The organism is Burkholderia ambifaria AMMD, assembly GCF_000203915.1.
GTDB classification, from domain to species: domain Bacteria; phylum Pseudomonadota; class Gammaproteobacteria; order Burkholderiales; family Burkholderiaceae; genus Burkholderia; species Burkholderia ambifaria.
In genome coordinates this window covers 249,212-269,532 of the sequence record NC_008390.1, presented here as the reverse complement: position 1 = coordinate 269,532, position 20,321 = coordinate 249,212, and the positions used below count along the sequence as shown (strand labels likewise).

Here is a 20,321-nt window from a genome sequence, read left to right as displayed (position 1 = left end):
GGATTCCTAACGCCCGCTTTGTTTCAATCGCCTTTTTTAGACGAGTTCATCAATTGACAGCAAAAATCCGCGCAGCGACATTAGCTCGCACAATTAAACGATTGGAGACAGCGGCATGTCGCACGCCTTATCGAAGGGGGTGGCAACGGCCTTTGCCATCGCACCTTTCCTGATTGCCTGTGGTGGAGGGGACGGCGGCTCGCCCGCGCCGATCAACACCCCCCAATGTTCCGGATCGGACTGCGGCACGCAAGGGCCGCCGCCGTCGCAGCCCGTCAACGGCTCGCTGTGCCCGGCCGATGCCGACATCGTGAAGAGCACGTACCTCGGCGGCGCCGGTAGCGGCGAGATCGTCAGCGTCAACATCGACGCGGTCGCGATGACCTACACGCTGAAGTGGCTCGAATCGCCGATTCCGCTCGCGACCGGCACGGTCACGCCGACCCGCGCCGGCACCACGATCACCGGCAAGGTCATCCACCCGCCGACCGGCGCGCTGCCGACCGCGGAGCAGACGCGCTGCGCGTTCGTCCTCACGCCGGGTTCGGGTAAAGCACCGAACGGCTCGACCTATTCGACGGCCGCCGACTTCAACCATGCGAACCCGCCGATGCTGCTGGTCGGCATGGGTGTCGCGGGCGGCGGCATCCCCGGCGCGACGGTCCAGTACGACGGGCTGACGATCAGCGTGGTCGGCCTCCCGGTCTTCAAGAACGTCGGCCAGGTGCCGAACCGCCACTTCGACTTCTATCCGTTCCTCGGCTTCGCGAACACGACGACCGACCTCACGAAGCTGCCCGGCACGTACAACGCGCTGCTCTACCACCTCGTGCCGTCGGGCAACTACGCGACGAAGGGCACGAATTCGAGCGAGACGTTCGATGCAAACGGCGCGTGTACGTCGACGAGTTCGGGCGGCTGCCAGACGACCGGCGATCCGTGGACCGTCAACACCGCGAACGGCGGCTATCTCGACAGCACGAAGGCACCGCAGATCCTGCCGCAGACGCAACTGCCGCTGATCGGTGCGACCGGCAAGTCGGCGACCGCGCACATGGTCATCGGCCAGCTCAACGGCGCGACCGTGCCGGTGGTGGTCCGCACGGGCTCCGTTTATCTGGGCACCGACCTCGCACTGCATGCCGATGCGAAGGTCGACGACGAATCGGGCATCGCGGTGCTCGGCGCGGCGAGCGCGATCCAGTCGGGCGCGATCGACGGCGGCTACGCGGGTGCGGACTCGAACTTCAAGTACACGGCCGCGCTGATCCGTGGCAGCAACGCGTCGTTCATCAACCCGACCACGCAGGCGGAAGAAGACGGCTTCACGCTCGACTACGGCCAGACGACGCCGGGCCTGCTGAACGCGACGACCAAGCCGCCGAGCGGGGCGACCTACCCGTCGGCAACAGGCGTCGTGATCGCGACGGGCGGACTGTACGCGGCGCTGATCCAGGGCACGGTGAACGGCGGCGTCACGCCGACGTCGGCGAACTCGAGCACGTCGTCGACACCGTACTTCGGCGTGGGTGCGCAGATCAGCAAGTAACGATGGGGACGCGGCGGCGGCCGGTTCGCCGCCGCGGGATGCAGGGAAGGCACGAAGCGACGGCGCCCGGCACGGCGCGGGCAGCACGAGCACAAGCAATAGAAGCGGTCGACAGGGAGCTGGCCGCCGGACAAGACAAATCTGGAGGAGCAACATGAAGCGCAACCTCATTCTGGCGGCGGCCTTTGCCGCCCCCCTTCTTTCCGCCTGCGGCGGCGGCAGCGACAATCCGCCCCCGCTCGTCGAAGACCGGCTCTGCCCCGCGTCGCTCGACTACAACACCGTCTACACGGGCGGCGCCGGCAGCGGCGAACTGGCCAAGGTGCAGCTCGACACGACCAAGATGACCTGGCAGGTCACCTATGTCGAATCACCGGTGCCGCGAACGACCGGCACCGTCACGCCGACCCGCGCGGGCACCGTCGACAGCGGCACGCTCACGCAGGAAACGATGCTGCCGACCAACAAGCTCAACCAGTGCGCATTCCGCCTGAACGGCGCGAGCCTCGATGCGTCGCGTCCGGCGCGCATCTTCGTCGGCTTCGGCGTCGCGGGTGGCACGATCCCCGGCAAGGAAATCCAGTTCGCCGGCGTGCTCGGCCAGGCGGCCGTGCCCGACACGAAATTCCCGTACTACCCGTTCATCGGCTTCTCGTCGATCGAGACCGACATCACGAAGGTTGCGGGCACATACAGCCACGTCGGCTTCGGCGAAGTGCCGTCGCAGAATTTCGCGCCGGCGTCGATCGACGCGAAGGTGACGATCAACGCGGACGGCACGTGGACCAAGTGCGATACGACCGGCCAGTTCGCCGGCGGCGCATGCACGCAGCAGGGCACGAACTTCGTGCAGTCGGCCGACGGCAGCGGCGCGTTCCAGACGAACAACTACGCGAGCCAGCTGAAGCCGACGCTGTCGGCGACGCCGCAGGGCAAGGGCTTCATGATCGTCGGCAAGCTGCGCAACCAGCTGGTGCCGATCCTCGTGCGCACCGGTGTCGCGAACCCGAACCCGACGCCCGACAGCAACGGCGTGCCGGGCCTGACCGCCGACGACGAATCGAGCATCTCGATCCTCGCGCCGCAGACCGCGGTCGCGGCCGGCTCGCAGAACGGCGAGTACATCGGCGTCGACAGCCGGTTCGACTACCGGACCACCGCGCTGATCAACAACCAGGCCACGCTGCTGGATCCGTTCCAGCCGTCGCAGGCCTCGCTCGCGACGCCGCTCGACCTGGACTACACGCAGAAGGTGCCGGGCACGGTCACGACGATCCATACGGGTTCGGGCAGCACGTCGCCGACCGGCAAGTTCATCTTCACGGGTGGCGTGTTCGGTTTCCTCGACAACGCGGGTTCGACGCCGTATTTCACGATCGGCGCGTTCGTCCAGTAAGCGGAGGCAAGCCGTGATGAAGAAGACCCTTCTCTGCGCGGCGGCCGGCGCCGCCGCCCTGGCGCCGCTCGCGGCGCACGCGCAGAGCGCCGGCAGCAACGTCGTCACGCTGGGCTGGTTCCACGTGATGCCGCAGCAGAGCAGCACGCCGATGACGACCAACGTCGCGCCGACGCCGATCAACACGCCGCTGCGGCTGCCGCCGTCGTTCACGTCACCGGGCACCGGGCTGCGCACGAGCGGCGCCGATACCGTCGGCCTGACGGTCAGTCACTTCCTGACCGACCATATCGCGGTCACGTCGGTGGCCGGCGTACCACCGGTGTTCAAGGTATCGGGCCAGGGGACGATCCGGCCGCCGGGCCCGGCCGGCGCGCTCGGCACGCAGAACATCGGGCTCGGCTCGGTGAACCCGATCGTGAAGAGCGTGCGGCAGTGGAGCCCGGCGTTGATCCTGCAGTACTACTTCGCCCAGGCGAACGCGAAGTTCCGGCCGTTCCTCGGCCTCGGCGTGTCGTACAACTGGTTCAGCGACCTGCAGCTCAACACGAACTTCATCAAGCAGACGCAGGACAACCTCGGCGCGATTCTCGCGGCGGGCGCGGGCAAGCCGGGTACGACCTCGGTGGAGGCGAAGGCATCGTCGTCATGGCAGCCGGTGTTCAACGCAGGCCTGCAGTACAACATCACCGAGCATTTCGGGCTGGTCGCGTCGGTGACCTACATCCCGCTGAAGACGACGTCGACGGTGACGATCAAGGCGGCCGACGGCACGGTGCTCTCCGAGTCGAAATCGGACCTGAAGGCCGATCCGATCATCAGCTATGTCGGGATGACGTACAAGTTCTGACGCCGGCGACGGAAGGGACGCAGGAACGGGAATGGATGAATGGATAGCCCGCGGCAAAATCGCGGGCAAAAAAAAGCCCGCCTAAGAGGCGGGCTGAATCCATATCAGAGGAGACATGGAGGAGACAGGTGTAACTATAGCGAATCGATTTCCGCATTGCAACATTTCCGTGGAGAAAATCAGGATTTTCCCTCGAATGCGCACTCTAGATCGCTAGTTCGACTCCGACCCCTTCCTGATCTCCCTGTCGAGCACGTCCGTCAGTGCGTCGCGCAGCAGCGCGACCGGCCGCGTCAGGCGGCCCGGCAGCGCGCCGTGCACGACCCACACGTTGATCCGCGTCTCCAGCCCTGCCGTTTCCACCACCCTCAGCGCGTCGCGATGCGCGCTGCGCGCCAGCGCGTTCGGCGGCGCGATGCCGATGCCGGCGCCGCGCGCGACGAGCGACAGCTGCAACTCCGAGCCGAACGCCTCGACCGCGACGTCGAACGGCAGCCCGGCCGCGCCGAGCGCGCGGCTGAGCGCCGAACGCATCCCGCAGCCGTCCTGGCTCAGTACCCACGGGAAACGCGACAGCACGTCGAGCGACAGCGGGCCGTCCGGCAGCGGGAAATCGCGCGCGGCGACGAGCACCGTCGGCTGCGTGCCGAGCAGCGTGGCCGTCAGCGCGTCGGGCAGCGCCGCGCCGGCCGGCGCCATCACCGTCGCGACATCGAGCGTGCCGCGCTCGATGCCCTGCACGAGCGCCGGCGACCAGCCGGCCGTCACGCGCAGCGTGAGCCGCGGAAACGCGTCGCGCAGCCGGTCGATCGGCTGCTCGAGCGCCAGCTCGGACAGGAACGGCGGCACGCCGATGCGCAGTTCGCCGGACGGCTCGCTGTCCGGTGCGCCGGCCGCCATCAATTCGTCGACCGCGCCCAGCACGTTGCGCGCGAGCGCATAGACGTCGCGCCCGGCGGCGGTCGGCTTCAGCGGCTTGCTCTGGCGCTCGAGCAGCGGGATGCCCAGTAGCGTCTCGAGGTTCTGCACGCGCCGCGTGAGCCCCGGCTGCGTCAGATGAAGCTTCGCGGCGGCGGCGACCATCGACCCGCTGTCGACGACCGCGACGAACGCCTGGAGATCACGCGTATTCAAAGCAAACTCGCATAATCATGTTAGACATATTTCAATTGTCGCATAAACATCGGCCACCTACGATGGAGATTCCTTCGCTCTACTCCCCAGGCTTCCGATGAACTGCCCTGCCGACTCCCACCCCGCCGCCGGTCGCTCCGCGCTCGGCGCACCGCCCGCGCTGAGCGCGGGCATGACGCTCTTCTTCGCCGCGACGGTCGGCGTGATCGTGATGGACCTGTTCGCCGCGCAGCCGCTGACCGGCCCGATCAGCGCCGACCTGCGGCTGCCGCCCGGCCTCACCGGGCTCGTCGCGATGCTGCCGCAGCTCGGCTACGCGGCCGGCCTCGTGCTGCTGGTGCCGCTCGTCGATCTGCTCGAGAACCGCCGCCTGATCGTCGCGACGCTCGTCGCCTGCGCGGCCGCGCTCGCGCTGCCGGCCTTCACGCGGTCCGGCATCGTGTTCCTGCTCGCGACGCTGGCCGCCGGCGCCGCGTCGAGCGTGATCCAGATGCTGGTGCCGATGGCCGCGTCGATGGCGCCCGAAGCGCAGCGCGGGCGCGCGGTCGGCAACGTGATGAGCGGGCTGATGCTCGGCATCCTGCTGTCGCGGCCGCTCGCGAGCCTGATCGCGGGCACGGCCGGCTGGCGCGCGTTCTACGCGCTGGCCGCGCTCGCGAACGCGGCGATCGCGGCGGTGCTCGCACTGCGCTTGCCGCCGCGCGTGCCGTCGGCGACGGCCGGCTATCGCGCGCTGCTCGCCTCGATGGGCCGCCTGCTGGCCGACGAACCGGTGCTGCGCCGGCATGCGCTGTCGGCCGCGCTCGCGATGGCCGCGTTCAGCGCGTTCTGGACCGCCGTCGGGCTGCGGCTCGCGCAGCCGCCGTTCGGCCTCGACCTGCACGGGATCGCGCTGTTCGCGTTCGCCGGCGCAAGCGGCGCGATCGTCACGCCGCTGGCCGGCCGCGCCGGCGATCGGGGCCATGGCCCGGCCGCGCAGCGCCTCGCCCACGTGACGATGCTCGCGGCGCTCGGCGTGCTCGGCATCGCCGGCGCCGGCTGGTTCGGCTTCGATGCGCACGCGCATCGCGACGTCGCGCTGGCGCTGCTGGCCGGCGGCGCAGCGCTGCTCGATGCGGGCGTGATCGTCGACCAGACGATCGGCCGCCGGGAAATCAATTTGCTGAACCCGGCCGCGCGCGGGCGGCTGAACGGGCTGTTCGTCGGGCTGTTCTTCGTCGGCGGCGCGCTGGGCGCCGCGCTCGCGGGCAGCGCGTGGGCGTGGGGCGGGTGGAGCGCCGTGTGCGGTGTCGGCTTCGCGTTCGCGGGCGCGGCCGCCGCGTTCGGCGTGTCGGCCGGGCGCCGCAGCGGCATCACCGTGCGGCCGCGCGCGTGACGCGCTCCCGATGTGAAAACGCCCCGCCCTCTGACGAGGTGCGGGGCGTGCGGCGGGCCGCGCGGCCGGAATCAGTGGCGAACCAGCGCCATCATCGCGCCGAAGCCGACGAAGATGCCGCCCGTCAGACGGTTGAAGACCTTCGCGACGCTCTGGCTCTTCAGCGTCGCGCCGATGCGCGTGCCGAACGACGCGTAGACGAGATACCAGCTCACCTCGATCACCGCGAACGTGACGACGAGGATGCCGAATTGCGGCAGCGTCGGCTCGGCGGCATTGATGAACTGCGGCAGCAGCGCGGCCGCGAACAGGATCGCCTTCGGGTTGCTGCCCGCGACCAGGAAACCATTGCGGAACAGCGTCCAGCGCGATGCCGATGCGCCCTGCGAAACGGCGTCGACGTCGCCGGCCGGCGCGTCGTCGATGCGGGCGCGCCACGCCTTCACGCCGAGATAGATCAGATAGGCCGCGCCCGCGAGGCGCAATCCATCGAACATCGCCGGCCATGCCTCGAGGACCGCCCCGAGCCCCGCCGCGGACACCGCCAGCATCAGCACCAGCGCGCTCAGGCAGCCGGCCATCGTCGCCGACGAGCGGCGCAGCCCGTGCCGCGCGCCGTGCGTCATCACGAGCAGCATGTTCGGACCCGGAATCGCCGACACGACGAACACCGTCGCCACGAAAAGCCACCACGTATGCAGGTTCATGACCGCCCCGACCGAAAGAGAAACGAAATGTCGATTATGCCGCGTGCACGGCGTTGCTGTCGCGCGTCGGCTCAGCGGCCCGCGCGGCGCAGCGCGACTTCGCCGAGCACCGCGAAGTCCTGTTCGCCGCCGCCGTGCGCGAGCGCATCGAGCAGGCTGTCGCGCACGACGCTCGCCACCGGCAGCGGCACCGACACCGCGTCGCCGGCCTGCAGCGCGAGCCGCACGTCCTTCAGCCCGAGGCGCGCCTTGAAACGCGCGGGTTCGTAGCTGCGCTCGGCGATCATCCCGCCGTAGCCTTCGTAGACCGGCCCCGGGAACACGCTATTCGTGATCACGTCGAGGAAATCGCGCATCGCGACGCCGTGCGCACCGAGCAGCGCGGACGCCTCGCCGAGCGTCTCGATCGCCGACGCGAGCGTGAAGTTCGCCGCGATCTTCGCGACGTTCGCGTGCTGCGGCAGCGAGCCGAACCGCCAGGTCTTCTGGCCGATCGCGTCGAACAGCGGCTGCACGCGGTCGATCGCCTCGGCCGGGCCGCCGGCCATGATCGTCAGGCGGGCGGCGGCCGCGACGTCCGGGCGCCCCATCACGGGCGCGGCGACGTACTGGAGGCCGCGCGACGCGTGGGCGTGCGCGAGCGATTCGGCGAGCGCGACCGACACCGTCGCCATGTTCACGTGGATCAGGCCGCGCGGCGCGTCGGCGAGCAGCGCGTCGTCGAATACTTCGCGCGCGGCCGCATCGTCGGCGAGCATCGAGAACACGGCATCGCCGCGAAACGCATCGGCCGGCGTATCGACGATCTGTGCGCCCAACGCGGCGAGCGGCTCGGCGCGCTCGCGCGACCGGTTCCAGACCCGCACGGCGTGCCCGGCCTTCAGCAGGTTCGTCGCGATCGCCTGCCCCATTTCGCCCAGTCCGATAAATCCAAGATCCATTTCCCGCTCCTTCGACCCGTGAAGCGGGGAGTTAAACACAGATGGCGGCGGCCTGCAGCCCCCCGCCACCGGCCGCGCGCGGTGCGATACTGCGCGCATGGCGACCGCGACCTTCCGCTTCCACGGCGAACTGAACGCGTTTCTCGCACGCGCTCAGCGCGGGTGCGCGTTCGCGCACGTGTTTGCGCGCGATGCGACGGTCAAGCACGCGGTCGAGGCGCTCGGCGTCCCGCATACGGAAATCGGCCGGCTCTGCGTGAACGGCGCGCCGGCCGCACTCGACCGGCCGCTTGGCGACGGCGACCGGGTCGACATCCATCCGGAACGCGCGCGGCCGGCCATCGAATCGCCGGTGCAGCCGCAACCGGAGAGCTGGCGCTTCATCGCCGACGCGCATCTCGGCGGCCTCGCGCAGTTGCTACGCCTCGCCGGCTTCGACACCTGCTACGACAACCACTACCGCGACGACGAACTCGTCGCGCTCGCCGCGCGCGAAGGCCGGATCGTGCTGACCCGCGACCGCGAGCTGCTGAAGCGCCGCGCGGTCGTTCGCGGCTGCTACCTGCACGCGCAGCAGCCGGACGCGCAGCTGCACGAGCTGTTCGCGCGGCTCGACCTCGCGCCGCACATGCGCCCGTTCCGGCTGTGCCTGCGCTGCAACGCGCCGCTGCACGCGCTCGATGCGGCGGACGCCGCGCCGCGCGTGCCGGCCGGCGTGCGCCAGCGGCACCGGCGCTTTGCCGCGTGCGACGTGTGCCGGCGCGTGTTCTGGGAAGGGTCGCACTGGCGGCGCATGCGCGCGGTGGTCGACGCGATGCGCGCGCTGCCGCCCGTCGCGCCGGAGGCGGCGGACGCGGCGAGCGCGGCGAACGCGGCAGATGCGCCGGACGCGGCGGACGCGTAAAAAAAACCCCGCAGGCCGAAGCGTGCGGGGTTTCTCGACGGGCGGCCGGCGCTGCCGGCTCCGACGAAGCGTGCTTAGTTTGCTGCGCCTGCGTCGTTCGTGCCGGCTGCCGAAGCGGCGGCGGCCTTCGCCTTGCCCTTGGCCGAACCGTGCTGCTTCAGCGCGTGCTTCGGCTTGGTGTGATCCTTCTTCATCGGTGCCGAGGCGGGAGCCATCGCGCCGGCTGCCGGCGCCGAAGCCGCCTCCTGTGCGAATGCCGAAACCGATGCGAGAGCGAGTGCTGCGGTCATGATCGAAGCGAGCGTCTTCTTCATTGTTCTTCCTTTAGCGGAGAAAAAATCAAACGTACCGGTAAGAGATGCGAGGCATCCGCATCGGGACATCAGTCGCGCCGGGTTGACGGTCGCCGCCGGGCGGGTCGGCTTTCGCCTTTTCGCCGCGGCAAATACTGACGCACTCGGTCCATAACGCACCGCCCGCACCGCGAGTTGACACGCTGCACCCAACCCTCGGGTTTCCCCCGACGCACGGCCTTGCGGCCCGCCCGACGCGCCGCCGCGACCTGCGTCAATCGTCCGACAAACCGGCTCTCGCGCCCGCCGCGGCGACGCTATACTGGCGTCCTTCCGTCCCAACCGGAGCGCGGCCGGTCACGCTACCGCCGCCGTCGCGAGGCGCCCAAATTGCCCGACCACAATCTGGACAAACTGAAAATCGACCGGCGTCCGATCGCGCCCGCGCCCCGCCGGCGCCGGTGGGTCCGCTATGCGGTCGCCGCCGTGCTCGTGATCCTCGCGATCGCAGCCGCGCTCGCGCTCACCGGCCGGCCGACGGTCGACACGACCTCCGTCACGTCCGCGTACCCGTACCAGAACGACACCCAGCTCAATGCGACCGGCTACGTCGTGCCGCAGCGCAAGGCCGCGGTCGCGTCGAAGGGCCAGGGGCGCGTCGAATGGCTCGGCGTGCTCGAAGGCACGCGCGTGAAGAAGGGCGAGATCATCGCGCGGCTCGAGAGCCGTGACGTGGAAGCCTCGCTGGCGCAGGCCCGCGCGCAGGTGCTGGTCTCCCGGGCGAACCTCGGCGTCGCGCAGGCGGAACTGAAGGACGCGCAGATTGCGCTGCGCCGCAGCGCCGTGCTCGCCCCGAAGGGCGCGGTGCCGGCTGCGCAGCTCGACACCGACACGGCCCGCGCGAACAAGGCGCGCGCGACGCTCGGCAGCGACCAGGCCGCGATCGCGTCCGCCGAAGCGAACGCGCAGGCCGCGCAGGTCGCGGTCGACCAGACGGTGATCCGCGCACCGTTCGACGGCATCGTGCTCGCGAAGCACGCGAACGTCGGCGACAACATCACGCCGTTCTCGTCGGCGTCGGACAGCAAGGGCGCCGTCGTGACGATCGCCGACATGGATACGCTCGAGGTCGAGGCCGACGTCGCGGAATCGAACATCGCGAAGATCCGCGCGGAGCAGCCGTGCGAGATCCAGCTCGACGCGCTGCCCGACATGCGCTTCGCGGGCCGCGTGTCGCGCATCGTGCCGACCGTCGACCGCTCGAAGGCGACGGTGCTCGTGAAGGTGCGCTTCGTCGACCGCGACGAGCGGGTGCTGCCCGACATGAGCGCGAAGATCGCGTTCCTGTCGAAGCCGGCGTCGGCGCAGGACCGGCAGCCGGTGACGGCCGTGCAGGCGAGCGCCGTGGTCGAGCGCGACGGCCGCCCGGTCGTGTTCGTCGTGAAGGACGACACCGTACACGCAACCGCGGTGACGACCGGCACGCGGATCGGCGAACTCGTCGCGATCCGCGGCGTGAAGCCCGGCGACACGGTCGTGCTCGCGCCGGGCGCGAAGCTGAAGGACGGCGCGAAAGTGACCGTCGCGAAGAAGTAGCGAGGCGCGCGTGAACGACGCCTCGCCTCCCCTCGTCGAGATCAGCCACGTCGCGAAGTCGTACCGGCGCGGCAACCAGGTCGTGCCGGTGCTGACCGACATCACGCTCGACATCGGCGAAGGCGACTTCGTCGCGCTGATGGGGCCGTCGGGTTCCGGCAAGAGCACGCTGCTCAATCTCGTCGCCGGCATCGACCGGCCCGACAGCGGCGAGCTGCGCGTGGGCGGCCTCGACATCTCGCGGCTCGAGGAGGCGCAACTGGCCGAATGGCGCGCGGCGAACGTCGGCTTCATCTTCCAGTTCTACAACCTGATGCCCGTGCTCACCGCGTTCGAGAACGTCGAGCTGCCGCTGATGCTCACGCACCTGTCGCGCCGCGAACGGCGCGAACGCGTCGAGCTGGTGCTCGACATGGTGAACCTCGGCGACCGGACCAGTCATTATCCGTCCGAGCTGTCGGGCGGCCAGCAGCAGCGCGTCGCGATCGCGCGCGCGCTGATCACCGATCCGGTGCTGATCGTCGCCGACGAGCCGACCGGCGACCTCGACCGCGCGTCGGCCAGCGACGTGCTCACGATGCTGCAACGGATGAACGCCGAGCTCGGCAAGACGATCATCATGGTGACCCACGATGCGCACGCGGCCGGCGCCGCGCAGTCGCTCGTGCATCTGGAAAAAGGGGAGCTGATCGATGGGCACGCCGTCTGACCGGCGGGAGCGCGCGCGATGTACGTGCTGAAGCTGATTGCGCGCAATGCGCTGCGGCACCGGCTGCGCACGCTGTTGACCGTGCTCGGGCTGACCATCGCGGTGCTGGCGTTCGGGCTGCTGCACACGGTGGTTGACGCGTGGTACGCGGGCGCGGCCGCCGCGTCGAGCGGCCGGCTCGTCACGCGCAACGCGATCTCGCTCGTGTTCCCGCTGCCGGTCAGCTACGAGAACCGGATCCGCGGCGTCGATGGCGTGACGGCCGTGGTCCGCTCGAACTGGTTCGGCGGCGTGTACCGCGACCCGAAGAACTTCTTTGCGAGCTTCGCTGTGTCGGAAAACTATCTCGACCTGTATCCGGAATTCCTCCTGCCCGCGCAGCAGCGCGCCGACTACGACCGCGACCGCCGCGGCTGCCTGGTCGGGCGCCAGCTCGCGACGCAGTTCGGCTTCAAGGTCGGCGACGTGATCCCGTTGAAGGGCACGATCTATCCGGGCACGTGGGACTTCGTCGTGCGCGGCATTCTCGACGGCCGCGACGACTCGACGATCACGCGCCAGCTGGTGTTCCACTGGGACTACCTGAACGAGACGGTGCGCAAGCGCACGCCGAAGCAGGCCGACCAGGTCGGCGTGTTCGTGCTCGGCGTCGCGAATCCGGACGACGGCGCCGCGATCGCGCGCAACGTCGACGCGGTGTTCAAGAACTCGCTCGCCGAAACGCTGACCGAGACGGAGCAGGCATTCCAGCTCGGCTTCGTCGCGATGTCGAACCAGATCATCGCGGCGATCCGCGTCGTGTCGTACGTGGTGATCCTGATCATCATGGCCGTGATGGCGAACGCGATGGCGATGAGCACGCGCGAACGGACCGCCGAATACGCGACGCTGAAGGCGCTCGGCTTCGGCCCCGGCTTTCTCGCGCTGATCGTGTTCGGCGAATCGGTGGTGATCGCGGTGGCCGGCGGCGGGCTCGGGATACTCGCGACGCCGCCGGCGGCGAGCCTCTTCAAGCAGGCCGCGGGCGGCATCTTCCCGGTGTTCAAGGTATCGACCGAGACGATGGCGCTGCAGGCCGCATGCTCGGTCGCGGTCGGCATCGCGGCCGCGCTCGTGCCGGCGTGGCAGGCCGCGCGCGCGCGCGTGGTCGAAGGCCTGCGGGCGATCGGCTAGGCGCGCGCATGGCGATTCCGTTGACCTACATCGCGCGCAACCTGTGGACCCGGCGGCTCACCATCGCCCTCACCGCGGGCGGGATGGCGCTCGTGATCTTCGTGTTCGCGACGGTGCAGATGCTCGACGCCGGGCTCACGAAGACACTCGTGTCGACCGGCGAACCCGATAACGCCGTGGTGATCCGCAAGGGCGCCGAAACCGAGATCCAGAGTTCGATCGACCACCAGCAGGCCAACGCGCTCGAGATGCATCCGGCCGTCGCGCTCGGCCCTGACGGCCGGCCGCGGGTGTCGAAGGAAGCCGTCGTGCTGATCTCGCTCGTGAAGACGTCGAGCGGCAAGCCGTCGAACGTCGTGATCCGCGGCGTGTCGCCGGCCGGCCTCGCGCTGCGGCCGCACGTGAAGCTCGTGGCCGGCCGCACGTTCGCGCCGGGTTCGTCGGAGATCGTCGTCGGCAGCGCGATCGCGAAAGGCTTCAGCGGCACGCAGCTCGGCGACAGCCTGCATTTCGCGCAGCGCGACTGGACCGTGGTCGGCGTGTTCGACGCCGGCGGCAGCGGCTTTGATTCGGAGATCTGGGGCGACGTCGACCAGCTGATGCAGTCGTTCCGGCGCACGAGCTACTCGTCGATGGTGCTGCGCATCCCGAGCGCCGACGGCTTCGCGCGCTTCAAGGCCGACATCGACGTCGACCCGCGGCTGACCGACGAGGCGAAGCGCGAACAGACTTTCTACGGCGACCAGTCGAAGGCGCTGTCGCGGTTCATCAACATTCTCGGCATCACGCTGTCGACGATCTTCTCGATTGCCGCGATGATCGGCGCGATGATCACGATGTACGCATCGGTCGCGAACCGCACCGCCGAGATCGGCACGCTGCGCGCGCTCGGCTTCAAGCGCATGAACGTGCTCGCCGCGTTCCTGCTGGAAGCGCTGCTGCTCGGCTTCGTCGGCGGCGTCGCGGGGCTCGCGTGCGCGTCGCTGATGGAGTTCGCGTCGTTCTCGACGACCAACTTCCAGACCTTCGCCGACCTGTCGTTCCGCTTCGTGCTGACGCCCGCGATCGTCGTGAAGACGCTGCTGTTCTCGCTGGTGATGGGCCTCGTCGGCGGGTTCCTGCCGGCGATGCGCGCCGCGCGGCTGAACATCGTCGACGCGCTGCGCGCGCGGTGATGTGCGCGGCCGGTCACGCCCGGCGCTCGCGCGGCACCCACGCGCCGTGGAAGCCGGCGGGCACGCGACGCGGCAGGTGCACCGTCGCGACCGGCGCCGCATCGATCGCGCGGGCATCGAGAATCACGACGTCGCTCGTATCCGTCGCCGCGCGGTAGACCACCACCAGCAGCCAGCCGTCGTCTTCGTCGGTACCGCCCGGGCGCGGCACGAACACCGGTTCGCCGTTCTGGTCGCCGGCCGGCACCGCGTAACGCGTCGTCGTGCCGCGCACGTGGTCGAAGCGCATCACGCCGCGCATTTCCGCGTTGTTCGGCTGCTCGACCGCATACAGATAGCGGTAGCCGCGCCCCGTCCTGCTTTCGTTGATGCGCGGCAGCTCGATGCCGCCGTCGGCGAGCGGCCCTTCGTCGACCAGCCCGTTCGCGGTATCGATCACGTAGCGCCACAGCTCGCCGAGCGGGTTGTCGGCAAAACGACCGGTGCGCGCGTCGAGCCGCAGGAACCATGGATAGCGAACCACGTCGAGCACGATGCACGACACGTCGCAGTCGTACGCGTTCACGACGTGCTGGATGAAGCACGGCTCGATGCCGAACCAGCGCACGTCGCCGCCGTGGCGCGGGATCACGCCGATCCGTGCGTCGCGGTCGTCGTGCCAGCGCAGCGGCATCCGGTGCCCCTGCTTCAGCATCGCGAAGTCGTAGCCGACATTCAGGTCGAGCAGCAGGCTGCGGGTTTCGGTGATCGCGAGGTCGTGCATCATCGACGGCGCGCGCACGTCGACGGCGAGGTCGACGCGCTGCACGCCGCGCGCGTCCGCGACGCCATAGCGCAGCCACGGTTTGCGCCAGTCCGCGCGAAACAGGATCAGCTCGCCCGTCACCGGATCGACCTTCGGATGCGCGGTCATCGCGCCGTCGAGCGCCGCGTGCCGCGCGGGTGCGCCGAGCGTGTCGAGTGCGGCCGTGATCGCGACCGGCGCGCCCCCTTCGGCCAGCGCCAGCAATTCGCCCGCGTGCTGCAGGAGGTTCACGTTCGGATTGGTGTCGGGCAGGTGCGGTGCCTGCGCGGGTGCATGCACGGCGGCCCAGCGCCGCGTGCGCGCCCAGCGGTTCCGGTAGCCGGCCGCGCGGCCGTTTTCGAATGCGATCGCATGCAGCATCGCCGCTTCCGGCCACCACGACAGTATGTCGTTCCCGTCGAAGCGGCCGCCCGGCGGATTCGGGCCGTTGCGCAGCAGCGTGCCGTCGAGTTCGGGCGGGATCGTGCCGGTCACGCGCAGCCCGACGACGTCGACTTCGTCGGCGACCGGGGCAATCGCACCCCGGTTCAGGTCGAATACGGTCATCGCATCGGCGCGCCGTCAGAGTCTTCGGTCGACGGCGGCAGGTCGCCGCGCGCCAGCGCGAGCGCATGGTCGCGCACGTCGTCCGGCCAGCCGGCGATCAGCTCGGCCAGTCGCGCGAGGTCGTTCGCATACAGCGCACGCGCGGCTTCCTCGAAACCCGGCAGGTCGCCCGCGATCGCGGACATGAAGTGATACGCACGCGCTTGCGCGTCGCGACGCCGGTCGGCCGCCGCATGCGTGCGCCGCGCGTCCTCGACGAGCTTGCGCAGCGCGACCGACGCGCCGCCCGGCTGCGTAGCGAGCCAGTCCCAGTGACGCGGCAGCAACGTGACTTCGCGCGATACGACACCGAGCTTCGGGCGGCCGCGGCCGCGTGGTTCGTCAGCGCTGGCGGGTGCGGACGCATCGGCTGGCGCCGCCGCGTATCGCGCGCGGATCTCGTCCGCCGTGCCGCGCAGGTCGAGGTCGATCGCGCGGCCGGTCGCGTCGTCGAAGATCAGGATCGTGCCGGGCGTTGCGTCGCCGGCAGCCTGCCGGACCGCAAGCGCGACCGTCGCGAGCGGCCCCGACACGAGCCGCCGGTGGCCGTCGAAGGCCGTGTACGAAGGAAGGAGCGTGGAGAGTGTCATCGTGGTCGCCCGCAGGCTGGAATCAGAAAGACGCTATTTTTATCCGGGTATAAATTGATTGTCAATATTTATCCGGGTAAAAATATATCCCGATGTGCGACCGATCGATTCAATTCCTGAATCGATCAAGTCAGCAATTGGCATGAAAGCGCAATATTCGCCATGACAGAATGACCCGGACGCCCCGACTGCCGGGGCATCGACATCCGGTCTCCGGCCGGCAATACCACCACGAAAAAACGCGCGCACCCGACGCGCCGCCGCACGACGGCACCTTCCGCCCTTCGGAGGAGACAGTCATGAATCCGCTTCACGCATTGCCGGCATCCGTGTCGGCAACGGCCCGGCGCACCCGCGTGCGCTGGCTCGTGCTGACCGTGCTGTTCGCGGTCACGACGATCAACTATGCGGATCGAGCGGCGATCGCGATCGCCGGCCCGGCGCTCGCCCGCGCGATGCACCTGAGCCATGTGCAGATGGGCTTCATCTTCTCGGCGTTCGGCTGGTCGTACGTGATCGCGCAACTGCCGGGCGGCTGGCTGCTCGATCGCTTCGGGTCGCGCATCGTCTATGCGTTCAGCATCTTCTTCTGGTCGCTGTTCACGCTGCTGCAGGGCGGCATCGGCTTCTTCAGCGGTGCGGCCGCGTTCGCGCTGTTGTTCGGGCTGCGCTTCCTGGTCGGTGCGGCCGAGGCGCCGTCGTTCCCGGCCAACAGCCGGATCGTGTCCACCTGGTTCCCGGCCGCCGAACGCGGCACCGCATCGGCGATCTTCAACGCCGCGCAGTACGCGGCGACCGTCGTGTTCGCGCCGCTGATGGGCTGGCTCGTGCACGCGTTCGGCTGGCAGTCGGTGTTCGCGGTGATGGGCGTGCTCGGCTTCGCGTTCGTGCTCGTGTGGAATCGCACGATGTACGACCCGAAGGCGCACCCGCGCGTCAACGATGCGGAGCTGGACTATCTCGCCGAAGGCGGTGCGCTCGTCAACATCGACCAGGCGACCGGCGCGCGCGACGGCGGCCCGTCGATGCGTCACGTGAAGGCGCTGCTCAGGAACCGGATGCTCGTCGGCGTGTACGTCGCGCAGTATTGCATCAACGCGCTCACCTACTTCTTCATCACGTGGTTTCCCGTCTATCTCGTGCAGGCGCGCGGGATGTCGATCCTCAACGCGGGGCTGGTCGCGTCGATCCCGGCCGTGTGCGGGTTCCTCGGCGGGATTCTCGGCGGCCTCGTGTCCGACGGGCTGCTCAAGCAGGGCCGGTCGCTGTCGGTCGCGCGCAAGGTGCCGATCGTGATCGGCATGCTGCTGTCGATGTCGATGATTGTCTGCAACTACACCGACTCGCACGTGCTCGTCGTGCTGTTCATGGCGCTGTCGTTCTTCGGCAAGGGCCTCGGCGCGCTCGGCTGGGCCGTCAACGCCGACACCGCGCCGCGCCAGATCGCCGGCCTCAGCGGCGCGCTGCTCAATACCTGCGGCAATCTTTCCAGCATCACGACGCCGATCGCGATCGGCTATATCGTCGACCGCAGCGGCTCGTTCAACGGCGCGCTGGTGTATGTCGTCGCGCACGCACTCGTTGCCGTGATCTGCTATCTGTTCGTCGTCGGCGAAATTCGCCGCGTCGAGCTGAACTGAACTGAACTGAACGGCGCGGGCCGCGCCGGCGCGTCCGGCGGCCCGCGCATCACCGGAACCAGGAGCGAACCGATGTCCGAATCCCGCCGTGCCGGCACGCCGCGCGTCACGCGCATGCAGGTGATCCCCGTCGCCGGCCGCGACAGCATGCTGCTGAACCTGTGCGGCGCGCACGCGCCGTATTTCACGCGCAACCTCGTGATACTCGACGACAGCAGCGGCCACACGGGCGTCGGCGAAGTGCCCGGCGGCGAAGGCATCCGGCATGCGCTCGAACGGATGACCGACCTCGTGGTCGGCCAGTCGATCGGGCGTTACCAGGCCACGCTCAACGCGGTGCGCGCGGCGCTGTCCGGCGCGGCGGCCGGCGCCGGACGCACGATCCAGCACGAAGTGACGTCGGCCGGCGAGGCGGCCGTGCTGCGCCAGCCGCACGAGATCAACCTGCGGCTCGACAACGTGATCACCGCGATCGAGGCCGCGCTGCTGGACCTGCTCGGCCAGCATCTCGACGTGCCGGTCGCCGCGTTGCTCGGCGAAGGGCAGCAGCGCGACGCGGTGCCGATGCTCGCGTACCTGTTCTACATCGGCGAGCGGCGCCGCACCGACCTGCCGTATCGCGACGAAACGCAGGCAACCGATCCGTGGTTCCGCCTGCGCAACGAAGCGGCGCTCACGCCGGCCGCGATCGCGCAGCAGGCCGAGGCCGCGGTCGAACGCTACGGCTTCGCCGATTTCAAGCTGAAGGGTGGCGTGATGGCCGGCGCGGACGAGATGGAGGCGATCGCGGCGATCAAGGCGCGCTTTCCCGACGCCCGCGCGACGCTCGATCCGAACGGCGCGTGGTCGCTCGACGAAGCGGTCGCGCTGTGCCGCGGGCAAGGCCACCTGCTCGCGTATGCGGAGGACCCGTGCGGGCCGGAAGCCGGCTACTCGGGCCGCGAGGTGATGGCCGAGTTCCGCCGGGCGACCGGCATCCCGACCGCGACCAACATGATCGCGACCGACTGGCGGCAGATGGATCATGCGGTGCGGCTGCGGGCGGTCGACATCCCGCTCGCCGATCCGCACTTCTGGACGATGCAGGGTTCGGTGCGGCTCGCGCAGCTGTGCCGCGACTGGGGGCTCACGTGGGGTTCCCACTCGAACAATCACTTCGACGTGTCGCTCGCGATGTTCACCCATGCGGCCGCGGCGGCGCCCGGCACGATCACCGCGATCGACACGCACTGGATCTGGCAGGAAGGCGACGCGCGGCTCACGCGGGAACCGCTCGAGATCGTCGGCGGCCAGGTGGCCGTGCCCGAGCGGCCGGGGCTCGGGATCGAGCTCGACATGGCGCAGGTCGAGGCCGCGCATGCGCTGTATCGGGAGGTCGGTGGCACGGCGCGCGATGATGCGATGGCGATGCGGTATCTGGTGCCGGGGTGGACGTATGATCCGAAGCGGCCGAGTTTCGGGCGCGGGTGACGGCGGCTGCAGCCGGCCTCATGCGCAAACCGCGCGAGCCGGTCGCCGGCTCGGCGGCCGATGCACTACGCATTGCATTGCGCTGCGCTTTGCGCCGAACCCATGCACGTTATCGGTATTCATCGATTTCGAGCACGCCCCCGATCGATTCAATGAGCTTGCGCGTGGCCTCCGACACATAAGGCACACGATTACCCGTCTCGTTGTCCCAGTAGCAGAAGAATCGCATGCGCGCGTCAGCCCGTTCGATGCGCTCACGGACATCGTCGCGGGGCAACGAGAGGCGGTCGATCAGGTACCGAAGATGCGGCTCCAATCGATCGCTATGAACAGCTGGCTTGCTTTCCAACGCCCAAAGGTTGAGCTTTCCGGGCCGCGAACCGAGGCGTCCCGACGGTAGCAGATAGGGCTTTCCTCGCGTGATCGTTCGACTGGGGAAGACGCCGAAAAAGGCGGTCCACGTGTCCGGGTGCACGTCCTCCGACGAAATGATGAACGTCGCGTATGCGAGGATGTTTTCAGAAGGCGCCGGAGAGTCAGGGTGCATAGTCGTGAATGTTGTCTAGAATTACGCCTTTGAACTCGACGTCTCCGCTGTCGTGAAAGATAAGATTGTCGGCTGGTCCCAAGCCGTTTGCCGGCTTCAGCACGTGCAGCATCTGCCCGAACGTCTTGCGATCGTACCCGAGCATCTTTGCCGCAAAGTTCGGGTTGTTGGTCGAGGCGGCCAATGATTCGACGCCATCGCTCGCTGCCCCACCCACGTAATCGAACGGACGCGCATCCCCGAGCAACGTATCGGCACGTTGCGCAAACTCGGCTGTACGCCCTTCAGCGACAACGCCTTCCAGATAATCGATCAACGAGTCGGCAGATACGTCGCTCCACGTTGCCCAGTCCGGAAGCGGCTTGTCTACCGGCAATGCGGGCACCGACGGCACGCTTGCGCGTCGAAGGGGCCGTGAAAACGGCCGCGTCGACGGTTGGTCGGCAACACCGCCAATACTTGGCACCGCACGGTCGATGGATACCGACACTCGTCCGTCCTCGATCGCTGATTTCAGCGCAGCAATCGGATCGCCTTTGAATAGGCCAAGCCGCAGCTCCCGAAGAAAGCCGGCAGCGCCTGTCGTCAGCCCCGTGTACTTCGGCCAATGCAGCATCAATTCCAAGACAGCGGAGCGGTGTTCAAGCGACTGTCGTGATCCACCGTCGGTGGACAGCGTCGCTCGCCTGCCGAACCCCATATCGATCGTCACCGAGGCCATGCCGCACTACTCCGCCATTATCATCCGGCGAATTGGGCAATGCGGAGCAGTTTCCGGTCAACCGGTGACGGAGGACTCCGCCAGCAGAATACGACTCGTGTCCGTTGAAAGTTGCAGAGCTGTCAGGTGAGGAGATGCCGATAAGGGTGTAACGGAGCCCC

At 68.8% G+C, this 20,321-nt stretch carries 19 protein-coding genes; 11 read left to right on the top strand and 8 right to left on the bottom strand.

The window, feature by feature from the left end; translation table 11 throughout:
- Positions 1-115: 115 nt before the first annotated feature.
- The 3 genes from BAMB_RS01165 (at position 116) to BAMB_RS01155 (ending at position 3,795) form a co-directional block, all read left to right on the top strand.
- Positions 116-1,549 (top strand): DUF2957 domain-containing protein, encoded by a 1,434-nt coding sequence (locus BAMB_RS01165; protein ID WP_011655738.1) that lies wholly within the window; start codon positions 116-118, stop codon positions 1,547-1,549.
- Positions 1,550-1,703: 154 nt separating this feature from the next.
- On the top strand, positions 1,704-2,945 hold the full coding sequence (locus BAMB_RS01160; RefSeq protein ID WP_011655737.1) for a DUF2957 domain-containing protein: 1,242 nt from the start codon (positions 1,704-1,706) through the stop codon (positions 2,943-2,945).
- Positions 2,946-2,961: 16 nt separating this feature from the next.
- On the top strand, positions 2,962-3,795 hold the full coding sequence (locus BAMB_RS01155) for an OmpW/AlkL family protein (protein ID WP_011655736.1): 834 nt from the start codon (positions 2,962-2,964) through the stop codon (positions 3,793-3,795).
- A 213-nt stretch (positions 3,796-4,008) separates the two neighbouring features.
- Here the strand turns inward: BAMB_RS01155 and BAMB_RS01150 are convergent, their stop codons facing one another.
- A complete protein-coding gene (locus tag BAMB_RS01150) occupies positions 4,009-4,929 on the bottom strand; it encodes a LysR family transcriptional regulator (RefSeq protein ID WP_011655735.1) in 921 nt (306 codons plus the stop codon).
- 97 nt (positions 4,930-5,026) lie between these two features.
- Between BAMB_RS01150 and BAMB_RS01145 the strand changes: the two genes are divergently transcribed.
- The gene (locus BAMB_RS01145) at positions 5,027-6,304 is read left to right on the top strand and encodes an MFS transporter (protein WP_011655734.1); all 1,278 of its coding nucleotides are present in this window, start codon (positions 5,027-5,029) and stop codon (positions 6,302-6,304) included.
- A 71-nt stretch (positions 6,305-6,375) separates the two neighbouring features.
- On the opposite strand, the gene BAMB_RS01140 is transcribed toward BAMB_RS01145, so the two are convergent.
- Together BAMB_RS01140 and BAMB_RS01135 are read right to left on the bottom strand one after the other, a co-directional pair.
- Entirely contained in the window at positions 6,376-7,011 is a 636-nt protein-coding gene (locus BAMB_RS01140; RefSeq protein WP_011655733.1) for a LysE family translocator, read from the bottom strand.
- 71 nt (positions 7,012-7,082) lie between these two features.
- On the bottom strand, positions 7,083-7,952 hold the full coding sequence (locus tag BAMB_RS01135; RefSeq protein ID WP_006757899.1) for an NAD(P)-dependent oxidoreductase: 870 nt from the start codon (positions 7,950-7,952) through the stop codon (positions 7,083-7,085).
- Between the two features lie 97 nt (positions 7,953-8,049).
- Here BAMB_RS01135 and BAMB_RS01130 point away from each other — a divergent pair, with 97 nt between their 5' ends.
- Positions 8,050-8,856: a Mut7-C RNAse domain-containing protein gene (locus BAMB_RS01130; protein WP_011655732.1), complete on the top strand. Its 807-nt coding sequence runs from the start codon at positions 8,050-8,052 to the stop codon at positions 8,854-8,856.
- A 74-nt stretch (positions 8,857-8,930) separates the two neighbouring features.
- Here BAMB_RS01130 and BAMB_RS01125 read toward each other — a convergent pair whose 3' ends face one another.
- Positions 8,931-9,170 carry a hypothetical protein gene (locus BAMB_RS01125; protein ID WP_041491070.1) on the bottom strand — a complete coding sequence of 80 codons (240 nt, stop codon included), beginning with the start codon at positions 9,168-9,170 and terminating at the stop codon, positions 8,931-8,933.
- Between the two features lie 369 nt (positions 9,171-9,539).
- On the opposite strand from BAMB_RS01125, the gene BAMB_RS01120 reads away from it, so the two are divergent.
- The 4 genes from BAMB_RS01120 to BAMB_RS01105 are packed head-to-tail and all read left to right on the top strand — an operon-like array spanning position 9,540 to position 13,802.
- Positions 9,540-10,745: an efflux RND transporter periplasmic adaptor subunit gene (locus BAMB_RS01120; protein WP_011655730.1), complete on the top strand. Its 1,206-nt coding sequence runs from the start codon at positions 9,540-9,542 to the stop codon at positions 10,743-10,745.
- A 10-nt stretch (positions 10,746-10,755) separates the two neighbouring features.
- Entirely contained in the window at positions 10,756-11,454 is a 699-nt protein-coding gene (locus BAMB_RS01115; RefSeq protein WP_011655729.1) for an ABC transporter ATP-binding protein, read from the top strand.
- 18 nt (positions 11,455-11,472) lie between these two features.
- Positions 11,473-12,627: an ABC transporter permease gene (locus BAMB_RS01110; protein WP_011655728.1), complete on the top strand. Its 1,155-nt coding sequence runs from the start codon at positions 11,473-11,475 to the stop codon at positions 12,625-12,627.
- A gap of 8 nt (positions 12,628-12,635) precedes the next feature.
- The gene (locus BAMB_RS01105) at positions 12,636-13,802 is read left to right on the top strand and encodes an ABC transporter permease (protein ID WP_011655727.1); all 1,167 of its coding nucleotides are present in this window, start codon (positions 12,636-12,638) and stop codon (positions 13,800-13,802) included.
- Positions 13,803-13,815: 13 nt separating this feature from the next.
- Here BAMB_RS01105 and BAMB_RS01100 read toward each other — a convergent pair whose 3' ends face one another.
- Together BAMB_RS01100 and BAMB_RS01095 are read right to left on the bottom strand one after the other, a co-directional pair.
- Entirely contained in the window at positions 13,816-15,153 is a 1,338-nt protein-coding gene (locus tag BAMB_RS01100) for a carotenoid oxygenase family protein (RefSeq protein ID WP_011655726.1), read from the bottom strand.
- Positions 15,150-15,782 carry a DUF2239 family protein gene (locus tag BAMB_RS01095; protein WP_011655725.1) on the bottom strand — a complete coding sequence of 211 codons (633 nt, stop codon included), beginning with the start codon at positions 15,780-15,782 and terminating at the stop codon, positions 15,150-15,152. Before BAMB_RS01095 ends, BAMB_RS01100 begins: the two co-directional genes overlap by 4 nt.
- 299 nt (positions 15,783-16,081) lie before the next feature.
- Between BAMB_RS01095 and BAMB_RS01090 the strand changes: the two genes are divergently transcribed.
- Both BAMB_RS01090 and BAMB_RS01085 read left to right on the top strand, forming a co-directional pair.
- Positions 16,082-17,422, top strand: coding sequence for an MFS transporter (locus tag BAMB_RS01090; RefSeq protein ID WP_011655724.1), 1,341 nt, complete (start codon positions 16,082-16,084; stop codon positions 17,420-17,422).
- Between the two features lie 72 nt (positions 17,423-17,494).
- A complete protein-coding gene (locus BAMB_RS01085) occupies positions 17,495-18,892 on the top strand; it encodes an enolase C-terminal domain-like protein (protein WP_011655723.1) in 1,398 nt (465 codons plus the stop codon).
- Positions 18,893-19,001: 109 nt separating this feature from the next.
- Here the strand turns inward: BAMB_RS01085 and BAMB_RS01080 are convergent, their stop codons facing one another.
- Both BAMB_RS01080 and BAMB_RS01075 read right to left on the bottom strand, forming a co-directional pair.
- Positions 19,002-19,439, bottom strand: a complete 438-nt coding sequence (locus BAMB_RS01080; RefSeq protein ID WP_041491069.1) for a DUF4279 domain-containing protein — start codon at positions 19,437-19,439, stop codon at positions 19,002-19,004.
- Positions 19,429-20,160, bottom strand: a complete 732-nt coding sequence (locus BAMB_RS01075) for a hypothetical protein (protein ID WP_011655721.1) — start codon at positions 20,158-20,160, stop codon at positions 19,429-19,431. Before BAMB_RS01075 ends, BAMB_RS01080 begins: the two co-directional genes overlap by 11 nt.
- Positions 20,161-20,321 lie beyond the last annotated feature (161 nt).